We start from the raw sequence: 19,552 nt of genomic DNA, 5'->3' as shown, positions 1-19,552 counted from the left end.
GGCTTAGTTGACCGAGATGAGTTGTATCTGGAAGATCAGCGTCGAATTGCCTTTAATGGTGCCGGTGCTGTTGCCATTCGCGCCGTATGCCTGGTCAGGCGGGATGGTCACGGTTCGCGTTCCACCAACGGCCATACCGAGAATGCCGTCGTTGAAACCCTGAATGACACCGCCACCGCCCAGAACCACCGACAGTGGAGCGGCGGCAGACACGTTGGAATCGAATTGCGGGCCTTTCAAGTCTGCGCGGGTGCCGTCATACACCCAACCGGTGTAGCGCACGGTGACGGTCTTGCCGGTGGCGGCGACAGTGCCGGTGCCGACAACGTTGTCGATCTTTTGCAACGACTTCGGCGGGTCAATAGGGACGATCGGGGTGCTCTTGACGACGTCGACCAGTTCAAAATCGTAGATCAGCGGCGCATTGGCGGTCAGCGCCGCGTAGCCGTACGGGTTAGGAGTCGGCGCGTCGCGCGTGGCGGCGCCATACGCCAGGTTGGCTGGCAGGATCGCGGTGCGCTTGCCGCCGACTTTCATGGCAGCGATAGGCGATACGCCGAGGATGGACTGGTCCCAGCCCGTCGGCACGGCGCCGACGCCCACGGTGAACGGCGTTGCAGGCTTGCCGGTATCGACCGAGCTTTCCAGTTTTTGGCCCTTGAAATCAGGCTTGGTCGAGTCGTACAGGTAGCCGGTGAAGTTGATCACCACCAGATTGCCCGATTCCGCCACGGCGCCGGTACCGACCACGGTATCGGTCAATTTGAACGCCGGCTGCGGCACCACCACTGCCGTCGGGGTTTTCGCGCCGCCGCCGCAGGCGGTCAAGGCCGCCGCGCAGGCAACGGCCGCAATATATTGAAACATCGATTTCATGATTACCTTTGATGAGTGTTCGTATTGATCCCACTTTCGGAGCAGAAGTTTAGCAGACCATGCCGCTTCCGCTCCGGGCGCTACATTCGGTTACATCATTTAGCGCCGGGGACGTGTTTAAATTTCCACTTGCGTGCCAAGTTCGATCACGCGGTTGGTGGGAATCTGGTAGTAGTCGGCGGCGCCGCGGGCGTTGCGCGACATGGTCACGAACAGGTGCTCGCGCCAGGTCGACATGCCGGCGCCGGGGGTCGAGATGACCGTCTGGCGGGCGATGAAGAACGAGGTCTCCATCATCTCGAACGGCAGGCCAAGGCAGTCGCACTGCGCCAGCGCTTTCGGGATGTCCGGTTCGTCCTTGAAGCCGTAGTGCACGTTCACCTGGTAGCACTGGTGGCCCAGGTCCGTCACCTTCACCTGCTCGGCCGGCGGCACGAACGGCTCCTCCACCACGTGCACCGTGAAGAACACCACGCGCTCATGCAGCACCTTGTTGTGCGACAGGTTGTGCAGCAGCGCGTGCGGCACGCCGTCGCTCTCGCCGCGCAGGAAGATGGCGGTGCCGTACACGCGCGTCGGCGGCGCCACGAACAGCGAGGCCAGGAAGTCTTCCAGCGGAATCGCATGCTTCTGCAGATTCTGGAACACCAGCTCGCGGCCGCGCTTCCAGGTCAGCATCACCGTGAACAGGATGATCGCCAGCAGCAGCGGGAACCAGCCGCCGTGGAACAGCTTGAGCGAGCTGGCCGAGAACAGCAGCAGGTCGATCACGATGAAGAAGCCGGTGGCGGCAAAGCACAGCCACAGCGGCAGGTGCCAGCGGTAGCGGATCACGAAGAAAGTCAGGAAGGTGGTCGCCAGCATGGTGGCCGTAACCGCGATGCCGTAGGCGCCGGCCAGCTTTTCCGACGAGCCGAATCCGACCACCGCCATCAGCACCACCGACAGCTGCAGCCAGTTGACGATGGGGATGTAGATCTGGCCGATCTCGGTGGCCGAGGTGTGCAGCACGCGCATTCGCGGCAGCAGGCCCAGGGCGATGGCCTGCTTGGTCATCGAGAAGGTGCCGGAGATGGTGGCCTGCGAGGCGATCACCGTCGCCACCGTGGACAGCGCCACCAGCGGGTAGACGCTCCAGGCGCCGAGCTGCTGGAAGAAGGGATTGGCGATCGCCTCGGGATGGGCCAACAGCAGCGCGCCCTGGCCCAGGTAGTTCACCGCCAGCGACGGGAACACGATCATGAACCACGCGACCCGGATCGGCCGCGCGCCGAAGTGGCCCATGTCGGCGTACAGCGCCTCGGCGCCGGTGAAGGCCAGCACCACGGCACCCAGCGCGACGAAGGCGATCATGCGGTTTTCAAACATGAAGCGCAGCGCGTGCAGCGGATTGAGCGCCCACAGGATCTGCGGCGCCTGCACGATGTTGATCACGCCCATGACCGCCAGCGCGGCAAACCACACCAGCATCACCGGGCCGAACCAGCGCCCGATGCCGGCCGTGCCATGGCGCTGCACCGCGTACAGCGAGACCAGCACGATGATGGTCAGCGGCACGATGTACTGCTCCAGCCCCGGCGTGGCCACTTCCAGACCCTCGATCGCGCTGAGCACCGAGATGGCCGGCGTGATCACGCTGTCGCCGTAGAACATGGTGGCGCCGATCACGCCCAGCAGCATCAACGGATAGTGCCAGCGCGGCGCGGTCTTGGTCACGGAATTGAGCGCCAGCGCCATCAGCGCCATGATGCCGCCCTCGCCGCGGTTGTCGGCGCGCAGCACCAGGCTGACGTATTTGAGCGAGACGATCATCGTCAAGCCCCAGAAGATGAGCGAAATAATGCCCAGCAGGTTGTTCCCGTTCAGGGCCAGGCCGTGTTCGGGATCGAAGATGGTTTTGAGGGTGTAGAGGGGACTGGTACCGATGTCGCCGTAGACGATGCCTACCGCCGCCAGCGTCAGGGCGACGAGGCTGCTTTTCTTATGTTGCTCGGTCAAGATTGCACCTGTTGTTGTTTTGGTGCATTGCACAATAGGATAAGTATTTGCAAAAGGCAAGGAGATTTTCGCATGGAAGGGCGTTCCAAAAATTCAATATCGCCAGTGTACGCTGGTGCGGGCCGAAGCGCGAGGCCGGAAGCGGCCGTGCGCCAGATCGGCGATAATGGCAGACCCTGCCTCCGACCCGCCGTCCCGCCCCATGAACATTGGTATTATTTACGCCACATTCGCGTTCTTTTGCTGGGGCTTGTTCCCGCTGTACTTCCACGCCATCGGCGAGGTGCCGGCGATGGAGATCCTGGCGCACCGCATGCTGTGGTCGCTGTTGTTCCTGGGCCTGGTGCTGACCGCCCGCCAGCAATGGAAGTGGCTGCCGCAGGTGTGGCGCCAGCCGCGCGTGCTGGCCAGCTTCGTGGCCTCGGCGGTGCTGCTGACGGCCAACTGGTTCGTCTACATCTGGTCGGTCAACAACGGCCATGTCATCGACGCCAGCCTGGGCTACTTCATCAATCCGCTGATCAATGTGCTGCTGGGCTTGCTGGTGCTGAAGGAAAAGCTGCGCCGCGGCCAGTGGATCGCCATCGGCGTGGCGGCCAGCGGGGTGCTGTGGCTGACCTGGTCGGCCGGCCAGCTGCCGTGGATCGCGCTGATCCTGGGCCTGACCTTCGGCGGCTACGGCCTGCTGCGCAAGACCGCAGCACTGGCCGCGCTGGAGGGCCTGTCGCTGGAGACCCTGCTGCTGTTCCCGCTGGCGCTGGCCTATGTGCTGTGGCTGACCGCGCACGGCCAGAACACCTTCCTCAACACGCCGTACAACAGCACCCGCTGGCTGCTGGCGGCGGCCGGGCCGATCACCGCGATTCCGCTGGTGATGTTCGCGGCCGGCGCGCGCAAGATCCCGATGTCGGTGCTGGGCCTGCTGCAATACCTGTCGCCGAGCATGCAGGCGCTGCTGGGTGTGTGGGTGTTCCACGAGACCTTCCCGGCGGCGCGGCTGATCGGCTTTGTCATCATCTGGGCCGCGCTGGCGCTGTACGTGGCCGAGGGGCTGTGGGCCGGCCGGCGCGCTAAATAGTGGGCGGGCGGCGGGATTTATCGTATCCTGTCGTCCTTCCTTGCATTTGTACGCAATTAAAAAATTCTGACTGAGATTCTCAATGGCAAATTACGTCTATACCATGAACCGCGTGGGCAAAATCGTCCCGCCCAAGCGCCAGATTCTGAAGGATATTTCGCTGTCCTTCTTCCCAGGCGCAAAGATCGGCGTGCTGGGCCTGAACGGCTCCGGTAAGTCGACCTTGCTGAAAATTATGGCAGGCATCGACACCGACATCCAGGGCGAAGCCGTGCCGATGCCGGGCCTGAACATCGGCTACCTGCCGCAGGAACCGCAGCTCGATCCTGAAAAAACCGTGCGCCAGGAAGTCGAGTCCGGCCTGGGCGAAGTGTTCGAGGCGCAAGCCAAGCTGGAGGCCGTGTACGCCGCCTACGCCGAGGAAGACGCCGACTTCGACGCGCTGGCCACCGAGCAGGCCCGTCTGGAAGCGATCATCTCGACCTCCGACGGCGGCAACCTGAACCTGCAACTGGAGATGGCCGCCGACGCGCTGCGCCTGCCGCCCTGGGACGCCAAGATCGGCGTGCTGTCCGGCGGCGAGAAGCGCCGCGTGGCGCTGTGCAAGCTGCTGCTGTCCAAGCCGGACATGCTGCTGCTCGACGAACCGACCAACCACCTGGACGCCGAGTCGGTCGAATGGCTGGAGCAGTTCCTGTTGCGCTTCCCGGGCACCGTGGTCGGCATCACCCACGATCGCTACTTCCTCGACAACGCCGCCGAGTGGATTCTGGAACTGGACCGCGGCCATGGCATTCCATGGAAGGGCAACTACTCGTCGTGGCTGGACCAGAAGGCCAACCGCCTGAAACAGGAAGAAGCCACCGAATCGGCGCGCCAGAAGGCGCTGGCCAAGGAACTGGAGTGGTCGCGCCAGAACCCGAAGGCACGCCAGGCCAAGTCCAAGGCCCGCCTGGCCCGCTTCAACGAGCTGAGCGAGTACGAATACCAGAAGCGCAACGAGACCCAGGAGATCTTCATCCCTGTGGCCGAGCGTCTGGGCAACGAAGTGATCGAGTTCAAGAACGTGTCGAAGGCCTTCGGCGACCGCCTGCTGATCGACAACGTGTCGTTCACCATTCCGCCGGGCGCCATCGTCGGCATCATCGGCCCGAACGGCGCCGGTAAGTCGACCCTGTTCAAGATGATCGCCGGCCTTGACAAGCCGGACAGCGGCGAAGTGGTGATCGGCCAGACCGCCCGCATCTCGCTGGTGGACCAGAGCCGCGATACGCTGAGCGACAGCAAGACCGTGTTCGAGGACGTGTCCGGCGGCGCCGACATGCTCAGCGTTGGTCGCTTCGACATGCCGTCGCGCGCCTACCTGGGCCGCTTCAACTTCAAGGGTTCGGACCAGCAGAAGGTGGTCGGCAACCTGTCCGGCGGTGAGCGCGGCCGCCTGCACCTGGCCAAGACGCTGCTCAAGGGCGGCAACGTGCTGCTGCTGGATGAACCGTCGAACGATCTGGACGTGGAAACCCTGCGCGCGCTGGAAGATGCACTGCTGGAGTTCGCCGGTTCCGTGCTGGTGATCTCGCACGATCGCTGGTTCCTGGACCGTATCGCCACCCACATCCTGGCGTTCGAAGGCAACTCGCAGGTCACCTTCTTCGACGGTAACTATCAGGAATACGAAGCCGACAAGAAGAAACGCCTGGGCGAGGAAGGCGCGAAGCCTAAGCGCATCCGCTACAAGCCACTGACAACGTAACCCCGTCATACCAAAATAAAACCTCAAAACCAACAACAGTTTTTGAGGTTTTATTTTGCGTCACCAGTCGCCGACCTTCTCCTGAATGAGCACTTATTTAATCACCTCTCTGCGGTGAAAATATCCTCTATTCGTGACGTCACCTAAATAAACGAATCAATACTTAACTATTTTAGTTGTTAACTACCTGAGATAGAAATACGACAATGGCAAAACAAATAACTAGCTACAGGGTTTTTATTGCGAGCCCTGGCGGACTGGAGACAGAGCGAGCGGCTTTTCGCGACGCAGTAATCTCGCATAATAATACTGATGCACTTGCACGTCATTGTCATTTTGAAGCCGTCGGTTGGGAGTTCACTCTTGCAGGAATGGGACGACCACAAGAAAAAATTAACAAAGAATTAGAAGAATGTGATCTTTTTGTCTTGATGCTGCGGGATAGATGGGGATCGCCTACAGGATCCTCAGAAGGGTATACCTCAGGTACTGAAGAGGAATATAGACTGGCACGGAGGCTTTTAAAGGACCCCAAATATCCGATGCGGGACATTGCAGTTTTATTTAAAGCGGTAGATCAAAGGCAACTTAGCGATCCTGGCCCTCAATTGACAAAGGTTTTGGATTTTAAAAAGGAGCTCGAAGGAGAACGAGCCCTTCTTTATGAGACCTTTGATACAACTGATTCTTTTACTGCAAAAATCAGAAAGCATCTTGCAAAGTGGACTCGCGACCACGAAACGACGAACGAGGCATCACCCGCAACTGCGGCGGAACCCACGAAAAGCCCGACCAGTAATGGCAACCTAACGAGTACAAAAGATGATCCTGCCTTAGCAAAAATAGAAGCTATTTATGAGAAAGGAAATTTTACAGAGGCGGAAGGACAACTGGTTAAGGATGTAGCTGAGCGAAAAAGTCTTCAGTCTTTTCACGTATATGCGCTATTTTTGATTAAAGCCGAACGTTGGTCTGATGCACTCGCGGTTTATGAAGAGATGTACCGTTTGGCTATCGCAGGGAATGAATGGTCTTGGGCATCAACTGCAATTGCCAGGATTGCTGGGATACATCGCCATGACGGCAAACCACACGATGCGAAGAAGTTTCTTGAATTGGCGGTAGAACTGGGGGAAAAGTCAGGAAATGGCCTCACCGAAATGCTTGCGCATATTTGGTTAGGTGATGTCTTAAATCAATTAGACAATACTGAAGAGGCAAAAAAAGAATATGAGCTAGCCCTGGAGTTGTCAAAAATTCATGGAAATTCTCAGAATATAGCTGATTTAAATTTCAAACTGGCAAAAATTTTAGCTAATCTTGGATCGCCGGATAAAGCAATAGTTCACGCTAAAACAGCACTGGACATCTTTACCAAACTTAAAGATAAGGGATCGCTCAACGCAATTAAACACTGGCGTAGGCATAAGAAAATTATTATTCAATAATTTCCTTTATTTCTCACCAAAAGAAAAGGGCCGGAACCAGCAGAACCGGCCCTCAATAGATTCAAAGAACTCTGAAATACCCGTCGTTCCCTCCAGTAGAGAAACAGCGGGTTTTCGAGATGCCTTAAACTACTAAATTTCCATTAGTCTGCACTTAGAAGTTGTAGCGCACGCCGGCGGTGATGGCGCTGTTTTTGCGGCCCAGATCGATGTTGTTCTTGCCGTAGTTTTCATACTCCAGCGAGACTTTCACGTTCTTGTTGATCGCGTACTCGGCGCCTACCGAGCCGTACAGCGCGGTCTTGTTGCTGTCGCCCGTGACGGAGGCGATGCCGGTGGTGGTGACGTCGTTGTGGTTGCGTGCCACGCCCAGCTTGCCGAACAGGGCGACCTGGTCATTCACGGTGTACGTCCCCTTGCCGGCGATATACAGCGAGTCTGCCTTGGTCTGCACGTGGCCTGGCGCGCCGCCCACGGTGTAGTCGTAACCTTTCTTGCCGAAGTCGGTGTAACCGCCTTCAATCGCCCAGGTCTTGTCGAAGTTGTAGCCGCCGAAGATTTTACCGGTGGCCTTGTCGCCGCTGCGGTCGGAGGTGCTGGTCGCGCCGGGCACGTCGAACTTGTAGTGGCTGCCCACGACGCCGGCGCCGATGTAGGCGGTGCCCGCGTCATCGGCGGCGTAAGCGGAGGTGCCGGCCAGGGCGGCAGCGGAAGCAACTAATGCGAACAGAATTTTTTTCATGGTCTTGGATCTTTCAGCAGTGAGTGTTGGACTTGCTTGGGATCGCAGTTCTCTGAATTGCGATGGAACCAAGATAGCACTCATGCCAACCCACGTCCGCACCGATTTAGTAAGAAGTGTGACAGGATGTAAGCCAAATTATGGATGGCTTAAATCGACTTCCGCCAAACTTAAGAGCGGCTTAAGGTACGCGCAGAATGTTGCGGAAAGTGAGATTGATGCGCGGCCCGCGCGCGCTGCGTTCCTTGTTGATGCCGTGCAGCCAGTGCTGCTGCAGGCTGCCCGCCATCAGCAGCAGGCAACCGTCGCCCAGCGCCAGCTTGACGGTTTTCGGCAACGTCCGGTGCTTGAGGATGAAGGTGCGCGGCGCGCCGAAACTGACCGAGGCGATGGCCGGCTGCGGCCCCAGCTCGCGCTCGTCGTCGGCGTGGAAGCCCATGCTGTCGCGTTCGTCGCGGTAGTAGTTCAGCAGCACGCTGTTGAAGTGGCGGCCGGTGGCCTGTTCCACTGCCTGTTTGATGTGCAGCTGCAAGGGCGTGAACGGCAGCGGATGGAAAGTCTTGCCGGAATAGCGGTAGCTGGCCTCGCCATGCCAGGCGCTCAGGCGCGGCTGCATGTGCAGCTTGCCCCAGACCTGGATCTGTTCCGCGCGCCAATCGGTTTCGTCGAGCAGGCGCTGCATGGCCTCGTGCGGCGCCAGGTCCAGCGCCAGCCGCTGCTGGAACCACAGTTCGCCATCCTCGATCGGGATGGGCGCCAGGGCGCTGTCGTCGGCAAATAAGTCCATGCGCGGTATCATACCGGCACTACGTCAGCCAGGAGTATTCCGCATGAAAAAACGCCAGTTCCTTGGCCGCGCCGCGCTCGCCGGCATGGCCGCCGCCGCCCTGCCCGCGTCGCAAGCGGCAGCCGCCGCGAACAGCGCCGGCCCTGCGCTGCTGACCGTCACCGGCGCGGTCGGCAAGGTCAACCGAGGCCGCTTCGATCCGGTGCGGGACCAGATGATGCACAAGCAAAAAATCAGCTTCGACAAGGCGCATGCCTTCGACTTCGCGGCGCTGGCCGCGCTGCCGGCCATCACCATCCGGCCGACCTTGGAATACGACGGCAAGGTCCACACGCTGCGCGGCCCGTTGCTGCTGGATGTGATGCATGCGGCCGGCGCGTCGCTGGGCGACGCCGGCAAGCTGGTGTTGCGTGCGGTGGATGGCTATGCCGCCGTGGTCACGGTCGCGCAGGCGCGCGCGCAGCGCTACATCGTCGCCACCCATCTGGATGGCGCGCCGATGGCGCTGGGCGGGCTGGGACCGCTATGGGCGGTCTACGATGCCGACAAAGTCCCCGAGATGGCGGCCAAACCGCTCGCGGAGCGGTTCGGTTCCTGCCCGTGGGCTTTGTATCACATCGACGTGCAGGTTTAAGCGTAGGCCTCGGCCAGAGTCATCACGCGCGGCGCGATGGTGATGCCGATGCCGCTGAACAGCGCCGTGATGGCGGCCATGTTGGCTTCCATCTCTTCGGCTTTCCAGCCCTGGAACAAGTCGGTGCCGTCTTTCTGGAAGTGCAGGTCCAGCACCTTGCCGCGGTCCTTGTGGGTGTAGCCGCCGCTGTAGGTGTTCTTGAAACCCATCGCCGCCAGCGCCGCCAGCACTTCGGCCGGTGGATTGTCTGGATCGGTGGCCATAAACACGCCAAAGGTTTTGCCGGGTGGTTTAGCGGCGATATCTACGTCGTAAATCCCTGGCGCTTTCGTGACGGTCGTACTCTTCAGAAATAACATGTTCTTACCCCTATCCTATTGGTGCGCCGGCTCAGTGCTAGATTCTTCAAGAAAACATTCCAAGAAACAAGCTTATTGCTAATTCCGAGGTTTGTCGACTAATCCCACCACTTATTTGTGAATTCGTACCAATAAAACTGCAACGCCCAGCGCCGTTTCAAGCATACACCTAGTTAAAATATAGTTGTTAAGTAGTAATTTGCAAGGAGATAAGAGCCGTTGCGGCCACGGCCGGCTATTTCTGCCGCTTGCGGCGCGCCAGATCGGCGGTGGGCGCCACCAGCGCCCGGTAAAGATCGCCGGTGGGCGCATCCCACTGGCTGACCGCCCGTTGTTGACGTTCCACAGTATCCATGTCGCCGCGCGCGATCGGGCCGCTGAGCGCGGCGGCGGCGCCGAGGCGGAACACATTGGCCATCGATTCGGCGGCCAGCGGCTGCGCCATCTGGCGCGCCACCGGTTCCGGGATGCCGGCCGCCATGTAGGCGCGCAGCGCGGCGTCCAGCACCGTCACCAGGTAGTTGCTGGCGAAGACGGCGGCCGCGTGGTACACGGTCTTGGCCGAGGCGTCGATGGGCACGGGTTGCGCGCCTATCGCCCGCAGGGCCGGCGCGAGCACGGCCAGCGCGTCGGCGTCGCCCTCGATGCCGCAGAAGGTGCCCGCAAATTGGGCAGCCACCGCCGCCGGATCGGCAAAGCTGCGGATCGGATGGACGCTGGCGACCAGCGCGCCCGCGTCGCGCGCCGCCTGCAACTGGCCGGACGCCAGCGCGCCGCTGCAATGGAACACGATGCTGCCCCGCAGCGGCACGGCCTGCGCCAGCGCGGCGCAGGCGCTCGCGATCTGGTCGTCGCCGACCGCCAGCACATGCAGGTCGGCCGGCTGCAATTGATCGTAGCGCTCCACTGCCGCGCCGCTGCCGATAAAGTCCACGGCGGCTCGCGCCGAAGCGGCGGATCGCGTCAGCACCTGTTGCACACGGAAGCCGCCGTGCGCCGCCAGCAAGCGCCCGAGCACGCGGCCGACGTGGCCGGCGCCGATCAGATTCAGGGCGGCCATCAGAAACCGGACCCCGGCTGCTGCAGGAACGCCTGTTCTTCCAGCGTCGACGGGCGGCCGAGGATGGCGTTACGGTGCGGGAAGCGGCCGAAGCGCTTGACGACCTCGCGGTGGCGCCGCGCGAAATCGAGCATGCCGGCGACGCCCTGCGCGGCAGGCGCCGCATCGTGCATGCGCTCGAACAGGGCCACGGCCCGCTCCTGCATCGCCATATCCTCCGCATGCTCGAACGGCAAATAGACAAAGCCCCGCTGCAAAGGCGGCAGCGCCAGGTCCTGCTGCGCGTCGACCATTGCCAGCGCCGCCTGCAAAGCCTGCGGGTCGCCGGCAAAGGCCAGCGGCGTGCCACGATGGACGTTGCGGCAGAACTGGTCCAGCACCAGGATGCGCGCCAGCGCCGACTGCGGACCTTCCGCATCCCAGTGCCGCAGGCCGCAGGCCAGCGCCTGCTCGATCAGCGCGCCGAAACGGCGGGCGATCTCGCGGTCGAAATCGTCGTTCTTCTGGAACCACTCGCGACGCGGCGCATCGGCGGCCTGGCCTTCCGAGGGCTGGAACCAGAAATCGAATACTGCCCTGGCTTGTTCGTTCATGTTCATATCGCGTTCAGTTACGGGCATGCGACAACTGGAAGCTGTGGATGCCCTCGAATTGCGCCAGTTCGGCCGACAGCACCGACATCGGCGCGCCGCTACGCTTGCTCAGGGCGATGGCGACGAAGCGCCATTCCTGCATGCCGCCGTCGCTGCCTATCATCAGCGTACCGCTGGCGATTTCGTAGCCGCGCTGCAGCGCCAGCGCGCGCAGCGCCGGCTCCTGCGGCATATAGCCCGCCTTGAAGCGCATGGTGATCGCTATCGCATGCCGCGACGGCAGCCAGGCTTCGAGCCTGCTCAGGAAGACCATCGCGCCGGCGCTCAGGATCGCCAGGCCCATCGCGCCCATGTAAAAGCCGATGCCGACCATCACGCCGATCACCGACGAGGCCCAGATCGAGGCCGCAGTCGTCAGGCCGCTGATGTTGAAGCCCTCGCGCATGATGACGCCGGCGCCGAGGAAGCCGATGCCGGTGACGATGCCTTGTATGACACGGGTCGGGTCCGAAGTCAGGATGGTGTGGCCGCCATGGCCGCCGAACCAGTCGGCGGGATAGCCGCCGATCACCGTCAGCGCGGCGGAGGCCATGCATACCAGCCCGTAGGTGCGCATGCCGGCGGCGCGGCCGTGGTAGGAGCGCTCGTAGCCGACCATCAGGCCAAGCAGCAGCGCGCCGATCAGGTTCAGCAGGATCACGCCATTGGTGGCGATTTCGTGGGCAGACCAGTAGGCAAACAGGAACTCTATCGATGGCATGCTCGGTCTCTTTCAGTGGTGGCGCTCAGGGCGCTTTTTTAACGAGCTGCTTTTCAAACGCGACATCGAGCTTGCTGACGCGCTTGGGCGCCGCCGGCGAGATGCCGTTGACGAAGGCGACAAAGTCGTCCAGCTCCAGCGGTGCGCACAGCGGCGGCTGGCCCGGGCCTTCGGTCAGGAAGAAATGGCCGCTGCCGGTGCGCGACATCGAATACCTGGCGTTGCCGCTGCGGACCTTGAGGCGGTCGACGGCCGTCGTGGCCCTGGTCGCGCGGCCGCTCATAGCGCCTCCGTGCGGATTTCGAGCCAGGCCAGCGCGTCGCCGGACAACAGCGGCCGCAGGCGCTTGCGCACCGTCGCGTGGTAGTCGTTGAGCCAGCGCTTCTCGTCGTCGCGCAGCAGCGAGGGCTCGATGCAGCGGGTATCGATCGGGCACAGGGTCAGCGTTTCGAAATCGAGGAACTCGCCGAATTCGGTCTGGCCCGCGGGGCGGTTGAGCACCAGGTTTTCAATCCGGATGCCCCACTGGCCGGGACGGTACAGCCCCGGTTCTATCGATGTGATCATGCCTGGTTCCATGGCGGTGTGCGGCTCCGGCATCGCCGATTGCGAAATCGACTGCGGGCCTTCGTGCACGTTGAGGAAGTAGCCGACGCCGTGGCCGGTGCCGTGGCCGAAGTCCAGCCCTTCGGCCCACAGCGGCGCGCGGGCGATGGCGTCGAGCATCGGCGATTTGGTCCCGCGCGGGAAGCGCGCCGAGGACAGGGCGATCACGCCCTTGAGCACCAGCGTGAAATCGCGTTTGTGCTCGCCCGTGATGGCGCCGACGCCGACCACGCGGGTGATGTCGGTGGTGCCGCCCAAATACTGGCCGCCGGAGTCGATCAGCAGCAGGCCGTCGCCTTCGATGACGGAGTGCTGGGCTTCGGTGGCGCGGTAATGCATGATCGCGCCGTTGGAGCGGAAGCCGGCGATGGTGGAAAAACTCGGGCTGACGAAGCCGGGACGGCGCGCGCGGGCCGCCGTGATCTCGCGGTCGATGGCCAGTTCGGTCAGCGGAGGGCGCTGCGGATCGGCCAACGTCTGTTCCAGCCAGTTGAAGAATTCGCACAGGGCCGCGCCGTCCTGCTCCATGGCGGCGCGCACATGGGCGGCATCGGCCTCGCTCTTCCTGGATTTGGCGAAGGTGGTCGGGTTGATCGCCTCGATCACCCTGACCGTGGCCGGTACCCACTGGCGCGTGCCGTAGGTGACGCGGCGCGGATCGATCAGCAGTGTGCTGTCGGCGGGCAGCGCGGCCAGCGCGGCGGCGGCCGATTCGTACGGTGCGACGTTGACGCCGTCCGCCGCCAGCGTGGCGCGCAGCGCGGACGAGACCTTGCCGTCGGCGACAAACAAGGTCGCGCGGGCCGGGCCGACCAGCGCGTGGGACAGGAAGATCGGGTTGTAATTGACGTCGGCGCCGCGCAGGTTGAACAGGTAGGCGATGTCGTCCAGCGTCGAAATCAGGTGGTGCTGCGCGCCCAGTTGCCGCATCGTCGTGCGCAAATTGACAAGTTTCTCGGCGCGGGTCTGCGATGCGAACGGCGGCAGGTGCTCGTACACGGGCGCCTCGGGCAGCGATGGGCGGCCGGTCCAGACCTCGTCCAGCAGATCCAGGTCGGTGCGCAGCGTGACGTTTTTGGCAAGCAGCGCCTGTTCCAGCAGGCGGGCGATGGACAGGCCGAGCACCGCGCCGTCGACCGCCGCCGTCTGGCCGGCTTGCAGGGTGGTTGCCAGCCAGTCAACGTATTGGACGCTGGCGCCGGAGGTCAGTTTCATCAGCGCGATGCCGGTGCCGGCCAGTTGCTGCTCCGCCTGGGTCCAGTAGCGGGCGTCGGTCCAGACGCCGGCAAATTCCGACGTGACGATGAAGGTGCCGACCGAACCCGTGAAACCGGACAGCCACTCGCGGCCCTGCCAGCGAACCGGCAGGTATTCGGACAGGTGGGGGTCGGCGGACGGTACGATCAGCGCGTCGAGCTGCTGGCGGCGCATTGCCGCGCGCAACAGCGCCAGGCGCTCGACGACGGGGGAAGTTTCTGGAGTATGCATGGGATGAGTCGATTTCCGGGTGCGCCGCCGATGCGGCATAGCTTGTCGCTATGATACCGCGATTGCTTGGGTGCTTGGTTTCGAACTTGATCTGCCATCACATGGGCAAGCGCACAAAATGCCTTAATTGTTTAGCTTTTTCCGCAACGCGCCGAAAACCATTTTGGGCACCTCAAAAAACATCCAAATCGTCATTCCCGCGCAGGCGGGAATCCATGCTGAGCCTCTGAGTGTGCGGTCTATGGGTTCCCGCCTGCGCGGGAACGACGGTATTTCAAGGTTCCTAGTGATTAGGATCATCTCATTCCAGCAAAAAGGATTGCGCCGTTTTTTCGAAACAAGCGAAAATGGCTAAAAGTGCTATCAGTGGCAACTGGCGTATTACATTTGAATTCCCCAATGACTGCGCCTACGCACTTGACTATCATTGATGGGAATGCATAATCCTCTTCATCCTGGAAATATATTTACGACTGCATAAAATCAACGGTCGTCATTATGCCGCAAATCCAAGCGTCGCGCCTTCTACGTTAAGTCATATATTAACGGGTCGTGGAAGAGTGTCCGCATCAATGGCACGACGTTTGCCGTCCTCGCTGGGAAATGCATGATCGCTGGCTGGAAAAGCAGCGCAATGCTGCATAACTGTTCGCGGAATAGCCCGTCAAAATCCATTGCGTTAGCCGATATCTCGACTTTCCCCATCAACGCAGCCGGCAGCTGGCGGTAGGCCTTACGCTGACGCCGCTCAAATGCTGAAATCTAGCGCAAACACACTAAGAATTAGCATGATTTAGGGGCAAAAATCCCCTGATCGGGAATTCAAAGTGACGGGAAGGGGAACTCAGGCCTCGTAGCGGCGCAGGCCTTCGAGATCGAGAATGCGGATGCCGCCATAATCAAGACTTAATAAGCCTTGCTTCTCAAGCAGCTGTAACGCCTGATTGGCGCGCTGGCGCGAGGCGCCGGACAGCAGGCCCAATTCCTCCTGCGATATCTGCACCAGTTTCTCCAATCCCGGATAAAGATGGGAATTAAACATGGAAACCAGGCAGCGCGCCACGCGGGTATCGGGATTTAATAAACGGTCATTCTCCACCATGCCGATAAACTGCCCCAGACGCTCATTCAGCTGCATTAATAAAAACCGCGTGAATGGCAAACTGGTTTCCAACAGCCAGTGAAAAGTCGACATCGGCATGCGGGCAATTCGGCTATCGCGCAAAGCCATCGCATCGTATTTAAGTATTTCCTTCTTTAAAACCGAACCCTCGCCGAACCAGCCGCCGGGAGGCACGCCGGTAAATGACACGCTTTTACCCGCCGCCGAGAAATTGGTCATCTTGACCATGCCGTCCATAATCCCCAGCCAATGCTCGACCATTTCCCCCTTGCGGCAAACATAACCGCCCTTCGGAACAAAAGTTTCAAAGGTCTCGGCCTCCACGCGCGCCATTTGTTCCGGCGTCAAACCCTGGGCCCAGATCGCCGTGCGCAACGCTTCTTTGAGGGTAATTTGATGTCGACTAGGCATTATTGCAACGCACCATGGAAAGTTCAGCCAAATGTCGCCGAAAAGACAACCTGACCGTCGGCGGCAGGCTAATATCATCACATAAAAAGGCTGCCGTATCGGAAGTTTAACAAGTACGAGCAAATAGCAACAGGAGACACTGGTGCATACACAGAACGAGACGTTCCCGCGCTGGCTGCTGGCACATGGCCAGCTCCGCCCAGGGAAACCCGCTTTCAGGGAAAAATACCTGGGCATCTGGCAGAGCTGGACCTGGGCCCAGGTCAACGACGAGGTACGGGCGCTGGCCTGCGGCCTGGCCGCCATCGGCTTCCAGCGCGGCATGAACCTGGCCATCATCGGCGACAACCGCCCCCGCCTGTACTGGTCCATGCTGGCCGCGCAATGCCTGGGCGGCGTGCCCGTGCCGCTGTACCAGGACGCTCCGGCCGCCGACATGGCCTATGTGCTGGAAAACGCCGAGATCCGCTACGCCATCGTCGAAGACCAGGAACAGGTCGACAAGTTGATGGAATTGCAAAGCCTGTACCCGCACATCGAACACGTGGCCTACGACGACGAACGCGGCATGCGCCATTACCGCCAGAAAGGGCTGCTGTCCTTCGCCCGCCTGCAGGAGATCGGCCGCGCCTGGGATAAAGCCAATCCCGGCTTGTTCGACACCGCCGTCAAAACCGGCAAGGGCAGCGACAACGCCATCATCCTGTACACCTCCGGCACCACCGGCAAGCCCAAAGGCGTGTGCCAGACCCATTCCGCGCTGATCGCGGCCGGCACCGGCGGCGTCGGTTTCGAGCACCTCACCGACGCCGAGGACATCCTGTCCTACCTGCCGATGGCCTGGGTGGGCGACTGCCTGTTCTCCTTCGCGCAGGCGATGACGGCCGGCTTCACCGTCAACTGCCCCGAATCCGGCGACACCGTGATGACCGACATGCGCGAAATCGGCCCTACTTATTACTTCGCCCCGCCGCGCGTGTTCGAAAACATGCTCACCACCGTGATGATACGGATGGAGGACGCAGGCGCCATCAAACGCCGCATGTTCCATCACTTCATGGCGGTGGCCCGCCGCTGCGGCGCGGCCATCCTGGACGGCAAGCCGGTGCCGCTGTCCGACCGCATCGCTTATGCGATAGGTCAGGTTCTGGTCTACGGCCCGCTGAAGAATGTGCTCGGAATGTCACGCGTGCGGGTCGCCTACACGGCCGGCGCGGCGATCGGGCCGGACCTGTTCCGCTTTTACCGCTCCATCGGCGTCAACCTGAAGCAGTTCTACGGCTCCACCGAAACCTGCGCCTACATCTGCCTGCAGCCGGACGGCCAGATCAAGTTCGACAGCGTCGGCCTGCCGGCGCCCGGCGTCGAGGTCAAGCTGGCCGACAACGGCGAGGTGCTGGTCAGGTCGCCAACATTGATGGACTGTTATTACAAACGTCCCGACGCCACCAGCGAAGCGATCGACGCCGAAGGCTACTTCCACACCGGCGACGCCGGCCTGTTCGACCACGAAGGCCACCTGAAGATCATCGACCGCGCGGCGGATGTGGGCAAGATGAACAGCGGCGCCATCTTCGCGCCCAACTACGTGGAGAACAAACTCAAGTTCTTCCCCTTCATCAAAGAGGCCGTGGTGTTTGGCGACAAGCGCGATGAGGTCTGCGCCTTCATCAATATCGACATGGAAGCCGTGGGCAACTGGGCGGAGCGCCGCAGCATCGCCTATTCCGGCTACACCGACCTGGCCGCGCACCCGCAGGTGTATGGCCTGGTGCGCGACTGCATCGAGCAGGTCAACGCCGACCTGGCGGCCGAGCCGATGATGAGCGACACGCAGATTCACCGCTATCTGGTGCTGCACAAGGAGCTCGATCCCGACGACGATGAGCTGACCCGCACCCGCAAGGTACGCCGCAAGTTCATCGCCGAGAAGTACGCGGTGCTGATCGATGCGCTCTACAGCGGCAAGCCGTCGCAGTACATCGAAACGCAGGTCAAGTTCGAAGACGGTCGCACAGGGCTAGTGGCGGCGGACCTGAAGATCGAGTCCTGCAAGACCTTCCCTGCCATCCAGGCAGCGGCATGACAGAGGAAGCCACCATGCAAATGAACGAACCTGACACCCACTTCGGGGCCGACGCCGATCCCGATCGCCGCAAGATCGGCCCGGTGATCCTCGATCTGAAGAACATCTCGCTGTCGTTCGGCGGCGTGAAAGCGCTGACCGACATCTCCTTCGACGTGAAGCAGCACGAGATCCGCGCCATCATCGGCCCGAACGGCGCCGGCAAAAGCTCGATGCTCAACGTGATCAACGGCGTGTACCGCCCGCAGCAGGGGGAGATCATCTACCGCGGCGAGCACCGCAAGAACATGGACTGCCACGCCGCCGCCAAATCCGGCATCGCCCGCACCTTCCAGAATATCGCGCTGTTCAAGGGCATGACGGTCCTCGACAACATCATGACCGGCCGTAACCTGAAGATGAAGTCCAACTTCCTGATGCAGGCGCTGTACTGGGGCCCGGCCCGGCGCGAGGAAATCGCCCACCGAGTCAAGGCCGAGGAGATCATCGACTTCCTGGAGATCCAGGCGATCCGCAAGACGCCGGTGGGCCGCCTGCCGTACGGCCTGCAAAAGCGCGTGGAGCTGGGCCGGGCGCTGGCCGCCGAACCGGAGATCCTGCTGCTGGACGAACCGATGGCCGGCATGAACGTGGAAGAGAAGCAGGACATGTGCCGCTTCATCCTCGACGTGAACGACCAATTCGGCACCACCATCGTGCTGATCGAGCATGACATGGGCGTGGTGATGGACATCTCGGATCGGGTGGTGGTGCTCGACTACGGCAAAAAAATCGGCGACGGCACGCCCGACGACATCCGCTGCAACCAGGACGTGATCAACGCCTACCTCGGAAAGGCCTGCGAATGAACGTGAACTTCTTCTTTGAGGTGCTGATCGGCGGCCTGCTGTCCGGCGTGATGTACGCGCTGGTGGCGATCGGCTTTGTGCTGATCTACAAGGCCTCCGGTGTCTTCAACTTCGCCCAGGGCGCGATGGTGTTCTTCGCCGCGCTCACCTGCGTCGGCATCGTCGACAAGTTCGGCGTGTCGCTGTGGGTGGCGATACCGCTGACCATCGTGGTCATGATCCTGCTCGGCATGGCGATCGAGCGCGTGGTGCTGCGGCCGCTGGTGAACCAGCCGGAGATCACGCTGTTCATGGCCACCATCGGCCTGGCCTTCTTCATCGAAGGCCTGGCGCAGCTGATGTGGGGCTCGCAGGTGCACAAGCTGGAACTGCCGATCGAGGACGTGCCGTCCGAGTACCTAATGAACAAATTTAACATCCTGGTCTCGCAGTTCGACATCATGGCGGCAGCGGTCTGCGGCCTGCTGGTGACGTCGCTGGCCCTGCTGTTCTCCAGGACCAAGGTAGGCCGCGCCTTGCGCGCGGTGGCGGACGACCACCAGGCCGCGCTGGCGGTCGGCATTCCGCTGCAGCGCATCTGGGCGGTGCTGTGGGCGGTGGCCGGCCTGGTCGCGCTGGTGGCCGGCCTGCTGTGGGGCGCCCGCAACGGCGTGCAGTTCGCGCTGACCTTCGTGGCGCTGAAGGCGCTGCCGGTGCTGATCCTCGGCGGCTTCACGTCGATGCCGGGCGCGATCGTCGGCGGCCTGATTATCGGCGCCTCCGAAAAAATGGCCGAGGTGTATATCGGCCCGCTGGTCGGCGGCGGCATCGAAGGCTGGTTCCCGTATGTGCTGGCGCTGTTGTTCCTGCTGGTGCGGCCGGAAGGCCTGTTCGGCGAAAAAATCATCCGCAGAATCTGAGAGGCC

General features: G+C 61.6%; 18 protein-coding genes. 7 read left to right on the top strand and 11 right to left on the bottom strand.

All coding sequences use genetic code 11. From position 1 onward, the window contains the following. Window positions 1-3 precede the first annotated feature (3 nt). On the bottom strand, window positions 4-876 hold the full coding sequence (locus tag AC07WS_RS02225) for an FKBP-type peptidyl-prolyl cis-trans isomerase (RefSeq protein ID WP_494727514.1): 873 nt from the start codon (window positions 874-876) through the stop codon (window positions 4-6). A gap of 117 nt (window positions 877-993) precedes the next feature. After that, a complete protein-coding gene (locus AC07WS_RS02220; RefSeq protein WP_494727513.1) occupies window positions 994-2,874 on the bottom strand; it encodes a potassium transporter Kup in 1,881 nt (626 codons plus the stop codon). A 202-nt stretch (window positions 2,875-3,076) separates the two neighbouring features. Between AC07WS_RS02220 and rarD the strand changes: the two genes are divergently transcribed. The 3 genes from rarD to AC07WS_RS02205 all read left to right on the top strand — a co-directional run bounded on the left by rarD (window position 3,077) and on the right by AC07WS_RS02205 (window position 7,150). Further along, window positions 3,077-3,952 carry an EamA family transporter RarD gene (gene rarD / locus AC07WS_RS02215; protein ID WP_494727512.1) on the top strand — a complete coding sequence of 292 codons (876 nt, stop codon included), beginning with the start codon at window positions 3,077-3,079 and terminating at the stop codon, window positions 3,950-3,952. 82 nt (window positions 3,953-4,034) lie between these two features. Then, window positions 4,035-5,702, top strand: coding sequence for an energy-dependent translational throttle protein EttA (ettA, locus tag AC07WS_RS02210; RefSeq protein ID WP_494727511.1), 1,668 nt, complete (start codon window positions 4,035-4,037; stop codon window positions 5,700-5,702). Window positions 5,703-5,908: 206 nt separating this feature from the next. After that, entirely contained in the window at window positions 5,909-7,150 is a 1,242-nt protein-coding gene (locus AC07WS_RS02205; protein ID WP_494727510.1) for a DUF4062 domain-containing protein, read from the top strand. Between the two features lie 154 nt (window positions 7,151-7,304). Here the strand turns inward: AC07WS_RS02205 and AC07WS_RS02200 are convergent, their stop codons facing one another. Together AC07WS_RS02200 and AC07WS_RS02195 are read right to left on the bottom strand one after the other, a co-directional pair. Then, a complete protein-coding gene (locus AC07WS_RS02200; RefSeq protein ID WP_494727509.1) occupies window positions 7,305-7,892 on the bottom strand; it encodes an outer membrane beta-barrel protein in 588 nt (195 codons plus the stop codon). Between the two features lie 181 nt (window positions 7,893-8,073). Further along, window positions 8,074-8,679 (bottom strand): alpha-ketoglutarate-dependent dioxygenase AlkB family protein, encoded by a 606-nt coding sequence (locus tag AC07WS_RS02195; RefSeq protein WP_494727508.1) that lies wholly within the window; start codon window positions 8,677-8,679, stop codon window positions 8,074-8,076. A gap of 43 nt (window positions 8,680-8,722) precedes the next feature. Here AC07WS_RS02195 and AC07WS_RS02190 point away from each other — a divergent pair, with 43 nt between their 5' ends. After that, complete coding sequence (locus tag AC07WS_RS02190) at window positions 8,723-9,313, top strand: molybdopterin-dependent oxidoreductase (protein WP_494727507.1); 591 nt, start codon at window positions 8,723-8,725, stop codon at window positions 9,311-9,313. On the opposite strand, the gene AC07WS_RS02185 is transcribed toward AC07WS_RS02190, so the two are convergent. From AC07WS_RS02185 to AC07WS_RS02155, 7 genes are all read right to left on the bottom strand, one after another. After that, window positions 9,310-9,576: a hypothetical protein gene (locus AC07WS_RS02185; protein WP_229213088.1), complete on the bottom strand. Its 267-nt coding sequence runs from the start codon at window positions 9,574-9,576 to the stop codon at window positions 9,310-9,312. The two genes, AC07WS_RS02190 and AC07WS_RS02185, sit on opposite strands and share 4 nt — an antisense overlap. A gap of 331 nt (window positions 9,577-9,907) precedes the next feature. Beyond that, window positions 9,908-10,732: a Rossmann-like and DUF2520 domain-containing protein gene (locus AC07WS_RS02180; RefSeq protein ID WP_494727506.1), complete on the bottom strand. Its 825-nt coding sequence runs from the start codon at window positions 10,730-10,732 to the stop codon at window positions 9,908-9,910. Continuing rightward, the gene (locus AC07WS_RS02175) at window positions 10,732-11,331 is read right to left on the bottom strand and encodes a DUF924 family protein (RefSeq protein WP_494727505.1); all 600 of its coding nucleotides are present in this window, start codon (window positions 11,329-11,331) and stop codon (window positions 10,732-10,734) included. Before AC07WS_RS02175 ends, AC07WS_RS02180 begins: the two co-directional genes overlap by 1 nt. A 7-nt stretch (window positions 11,332-11,338) precedes the next feature. Then, complete coding sequence (locus AC07WS_RS02170; RefSeq protein WP_494727504.1) at window positions 11,339-12,085, bottom strand: MgtC/SapB family protein; 747 nt, start codon at window positions 12,083-12,085, stop codon at window positions 11,339-11,341. 25 nt (window positions 12,086-12,110) lie between these two features. Further along, a complete protein-coding gene (locus AC07WS_RS02165; protein ID WP_494727503.1) occupies window positions 12,111-12,368 on the bottom strand; it encodes a hypothetical protein in 258 nt (85 codons plus the stop codon). Beyond that, window positions 12,365-14,179, bottom strand: coding sequence for an aminopeptidase P family protein (locus tag AC07WS_RS02160; protein WP_494727502.1), 1,815 nt, complete (start codon window positions 14,177-14,179; stop codon window positions 12,365-12,367). The genes AC07WS_RS02165 and AC07WS_RS02160 overlap by 4 nt, the downstream gene beginning before the upstream one ends. Before the next feature lie 844 nt (window positions 14,180-15,023). After that, window positions 15,024-15,713 (bottom strand): Crp/Fnr family transcriptional regulator, encoded by a 690-nt coding sequence (locus tag AC07WS_RS02155; protein ID WP_494727501.1) that lies wholly within the window; start codon window positions 15,711-15,713, stop codon window positions 15,024-15,026. Window positions 15,714-15,852: 139 nt separating this feature from the next. Here AC07WS_RS02155 and AC07WS_RS02150 point away from each other — a divergent pair, with 139 nt between their 5' ends. The 3 genes from AC07WS_RS02150 to AC07WS_RS02140 are packed head-to-tail and all read left to right on the top strand — an operon-like array spanning window position 15,853 to window position 19,546. After that, entirely contained in the window at window positions 15,853-17,799 is a 1,947-nt protein-coding gene (locus AC07WS_RS02150; RefSeq protein WP_494728035.1) for an AMP-binding protein, read from the top strand. A gap of 14 nt (window positions 17,800-17,813) precedes the next feature. Further along, entirely contained in the window at window positions 17,814-18,647 is an 834-nt protein-coding gene (locus tag AC07WS_RS02145; RefSeq protein ID WP_494727500.1) for an ABC transporter ATP-binding protein, read from the top strand. Window positions 18,648-18,649: 2 nt separating this feature from the next. Then, window positions 18,650-19,546, top strand: coding sequence for a branched-chain amino acid ABC transporter permease (locus AC07WS_RS02140; protein WP_494728034.1), 897 nt, complete (start codon window positions 18,650-18,652; stop codon window positions 19,544-19,546). The last annotated feature ends 6 nt before the right edge of the window (window positions 19,547-19,552 follow it).

This window comes from Duganella sp. GW821-FHT01E12 (genome assembly GCF_059422325.1).
Note: the sequence above shows the minus strand (reverse complement) of the source record. Positions and strands in the feature narration are given on the sequence as shown.

Bases quoted from the DNA above. Each gene is read 5' to 3' on its own strand.
- AC07WS_RS02225 (WP_494727514.1), bottom strand. From the start codon at position 876: ATGAAATCGATGTTTCAATATATTGCGGCCGTTGCCTGCGCGGCGGCC.
- rarD (WP_494727512.1), top strand. From the start codon at position 3,077: ATGAACATTGGTATTATTTACGCCACATTCGCGTTCTTTTGCTGGGGC.
- ettA (WP_494727511.1), top strand. From the start codon at position 4,035: ATGGCAAATTACGTCTATACCATGAACCGCGTGGGCAAAATCGTCCCG.
- AC07WS_RS02205 (WP_494727510.1), top strand. From the start codon at position 5,909: ATGGCAAAACAAATAACTAGCTACAGGGTTTTTATTGCGAGCCCTGGC.
- AC07WS_RS02200 (WP_494727509.1), bottom strand. From the start codon at position 7,892: ATGAAAAAAATTCTGTTCGCATTAGTTGCTTCCGCTGCCGCCCTGGCC.
- AC07WS_RS02195 (WP_494727508.1), bottom strand. From the start codon at position 8,679: ATGGACTTATTTGCCGACGACAGCGCCCTGGCGCCCATCCCGATCGAG.
- AC07WS_RS02190 (WP_494727507.1), top strand. From the start codon at position 8,723: ATGAAAAAACGCCAGTTCCTTGGCCGCGCCGCGCTCGCCGGCATGGCC.
- AC07WS_RS02185 (WP_229213088.1), bottom strand. From the start codon at position 9,576: ATGGCCACCGATCCAGACAATCCACCGGCCGAAGTGCTGGCGGCGCTG.
- AC07WS_RS02180 (WP_494727506.1), bottom strand. From the start codon at position 10,732: ATGGCCGCCCTGAATCTGATCGGCGCCGGCCACGTCGGCCGCGTGCTC.
- AC07WS_RS02175 (WP_494727505.1), bottom strand. From the start codon at position 11,331: ATGAACATGAACGAACAAGCCAGGGCAGTATTCGATTTCTGGTTCCAG.
- AC07WS_RS02170 (WP_494727504.1), bottom strand. From the start codon at position 12,085: ATGCCATCGATAGAGTTCCTGTTTGCCTACTGGTCTGCCCACGAAATC.
- AC07WS_RS02165 (WP_494727503.1), bottom strand. From the start codon at position 12,368: ATGAGCGGCCGCGCGACCAGGGCCACGACGGCCGTCGACCGCCTCAAG.
- AC07WS_RS02160 (WP_494727502.1), bottom strand. From the start codon at position 14,179: ATGCATACTCCAGAAACTTCCCCCGTCGTCGAGCGCCTGGCGCTGTTG.
- AC07WS_RS02155 (WP_494727501.1), bottom strand. From the start codon at position 15,713: ATGCCTAGTCGACATCAAATTACCCTCAAAGAAGCGTTGCGCACGGCG.
- AC07WS_RS02145 (WP_494727500.1), top strand. From the start codon at position 17,814: ATGCAAATGAACGAACCTGACACCCACTTCGGGGCCGACGCCGATCCC.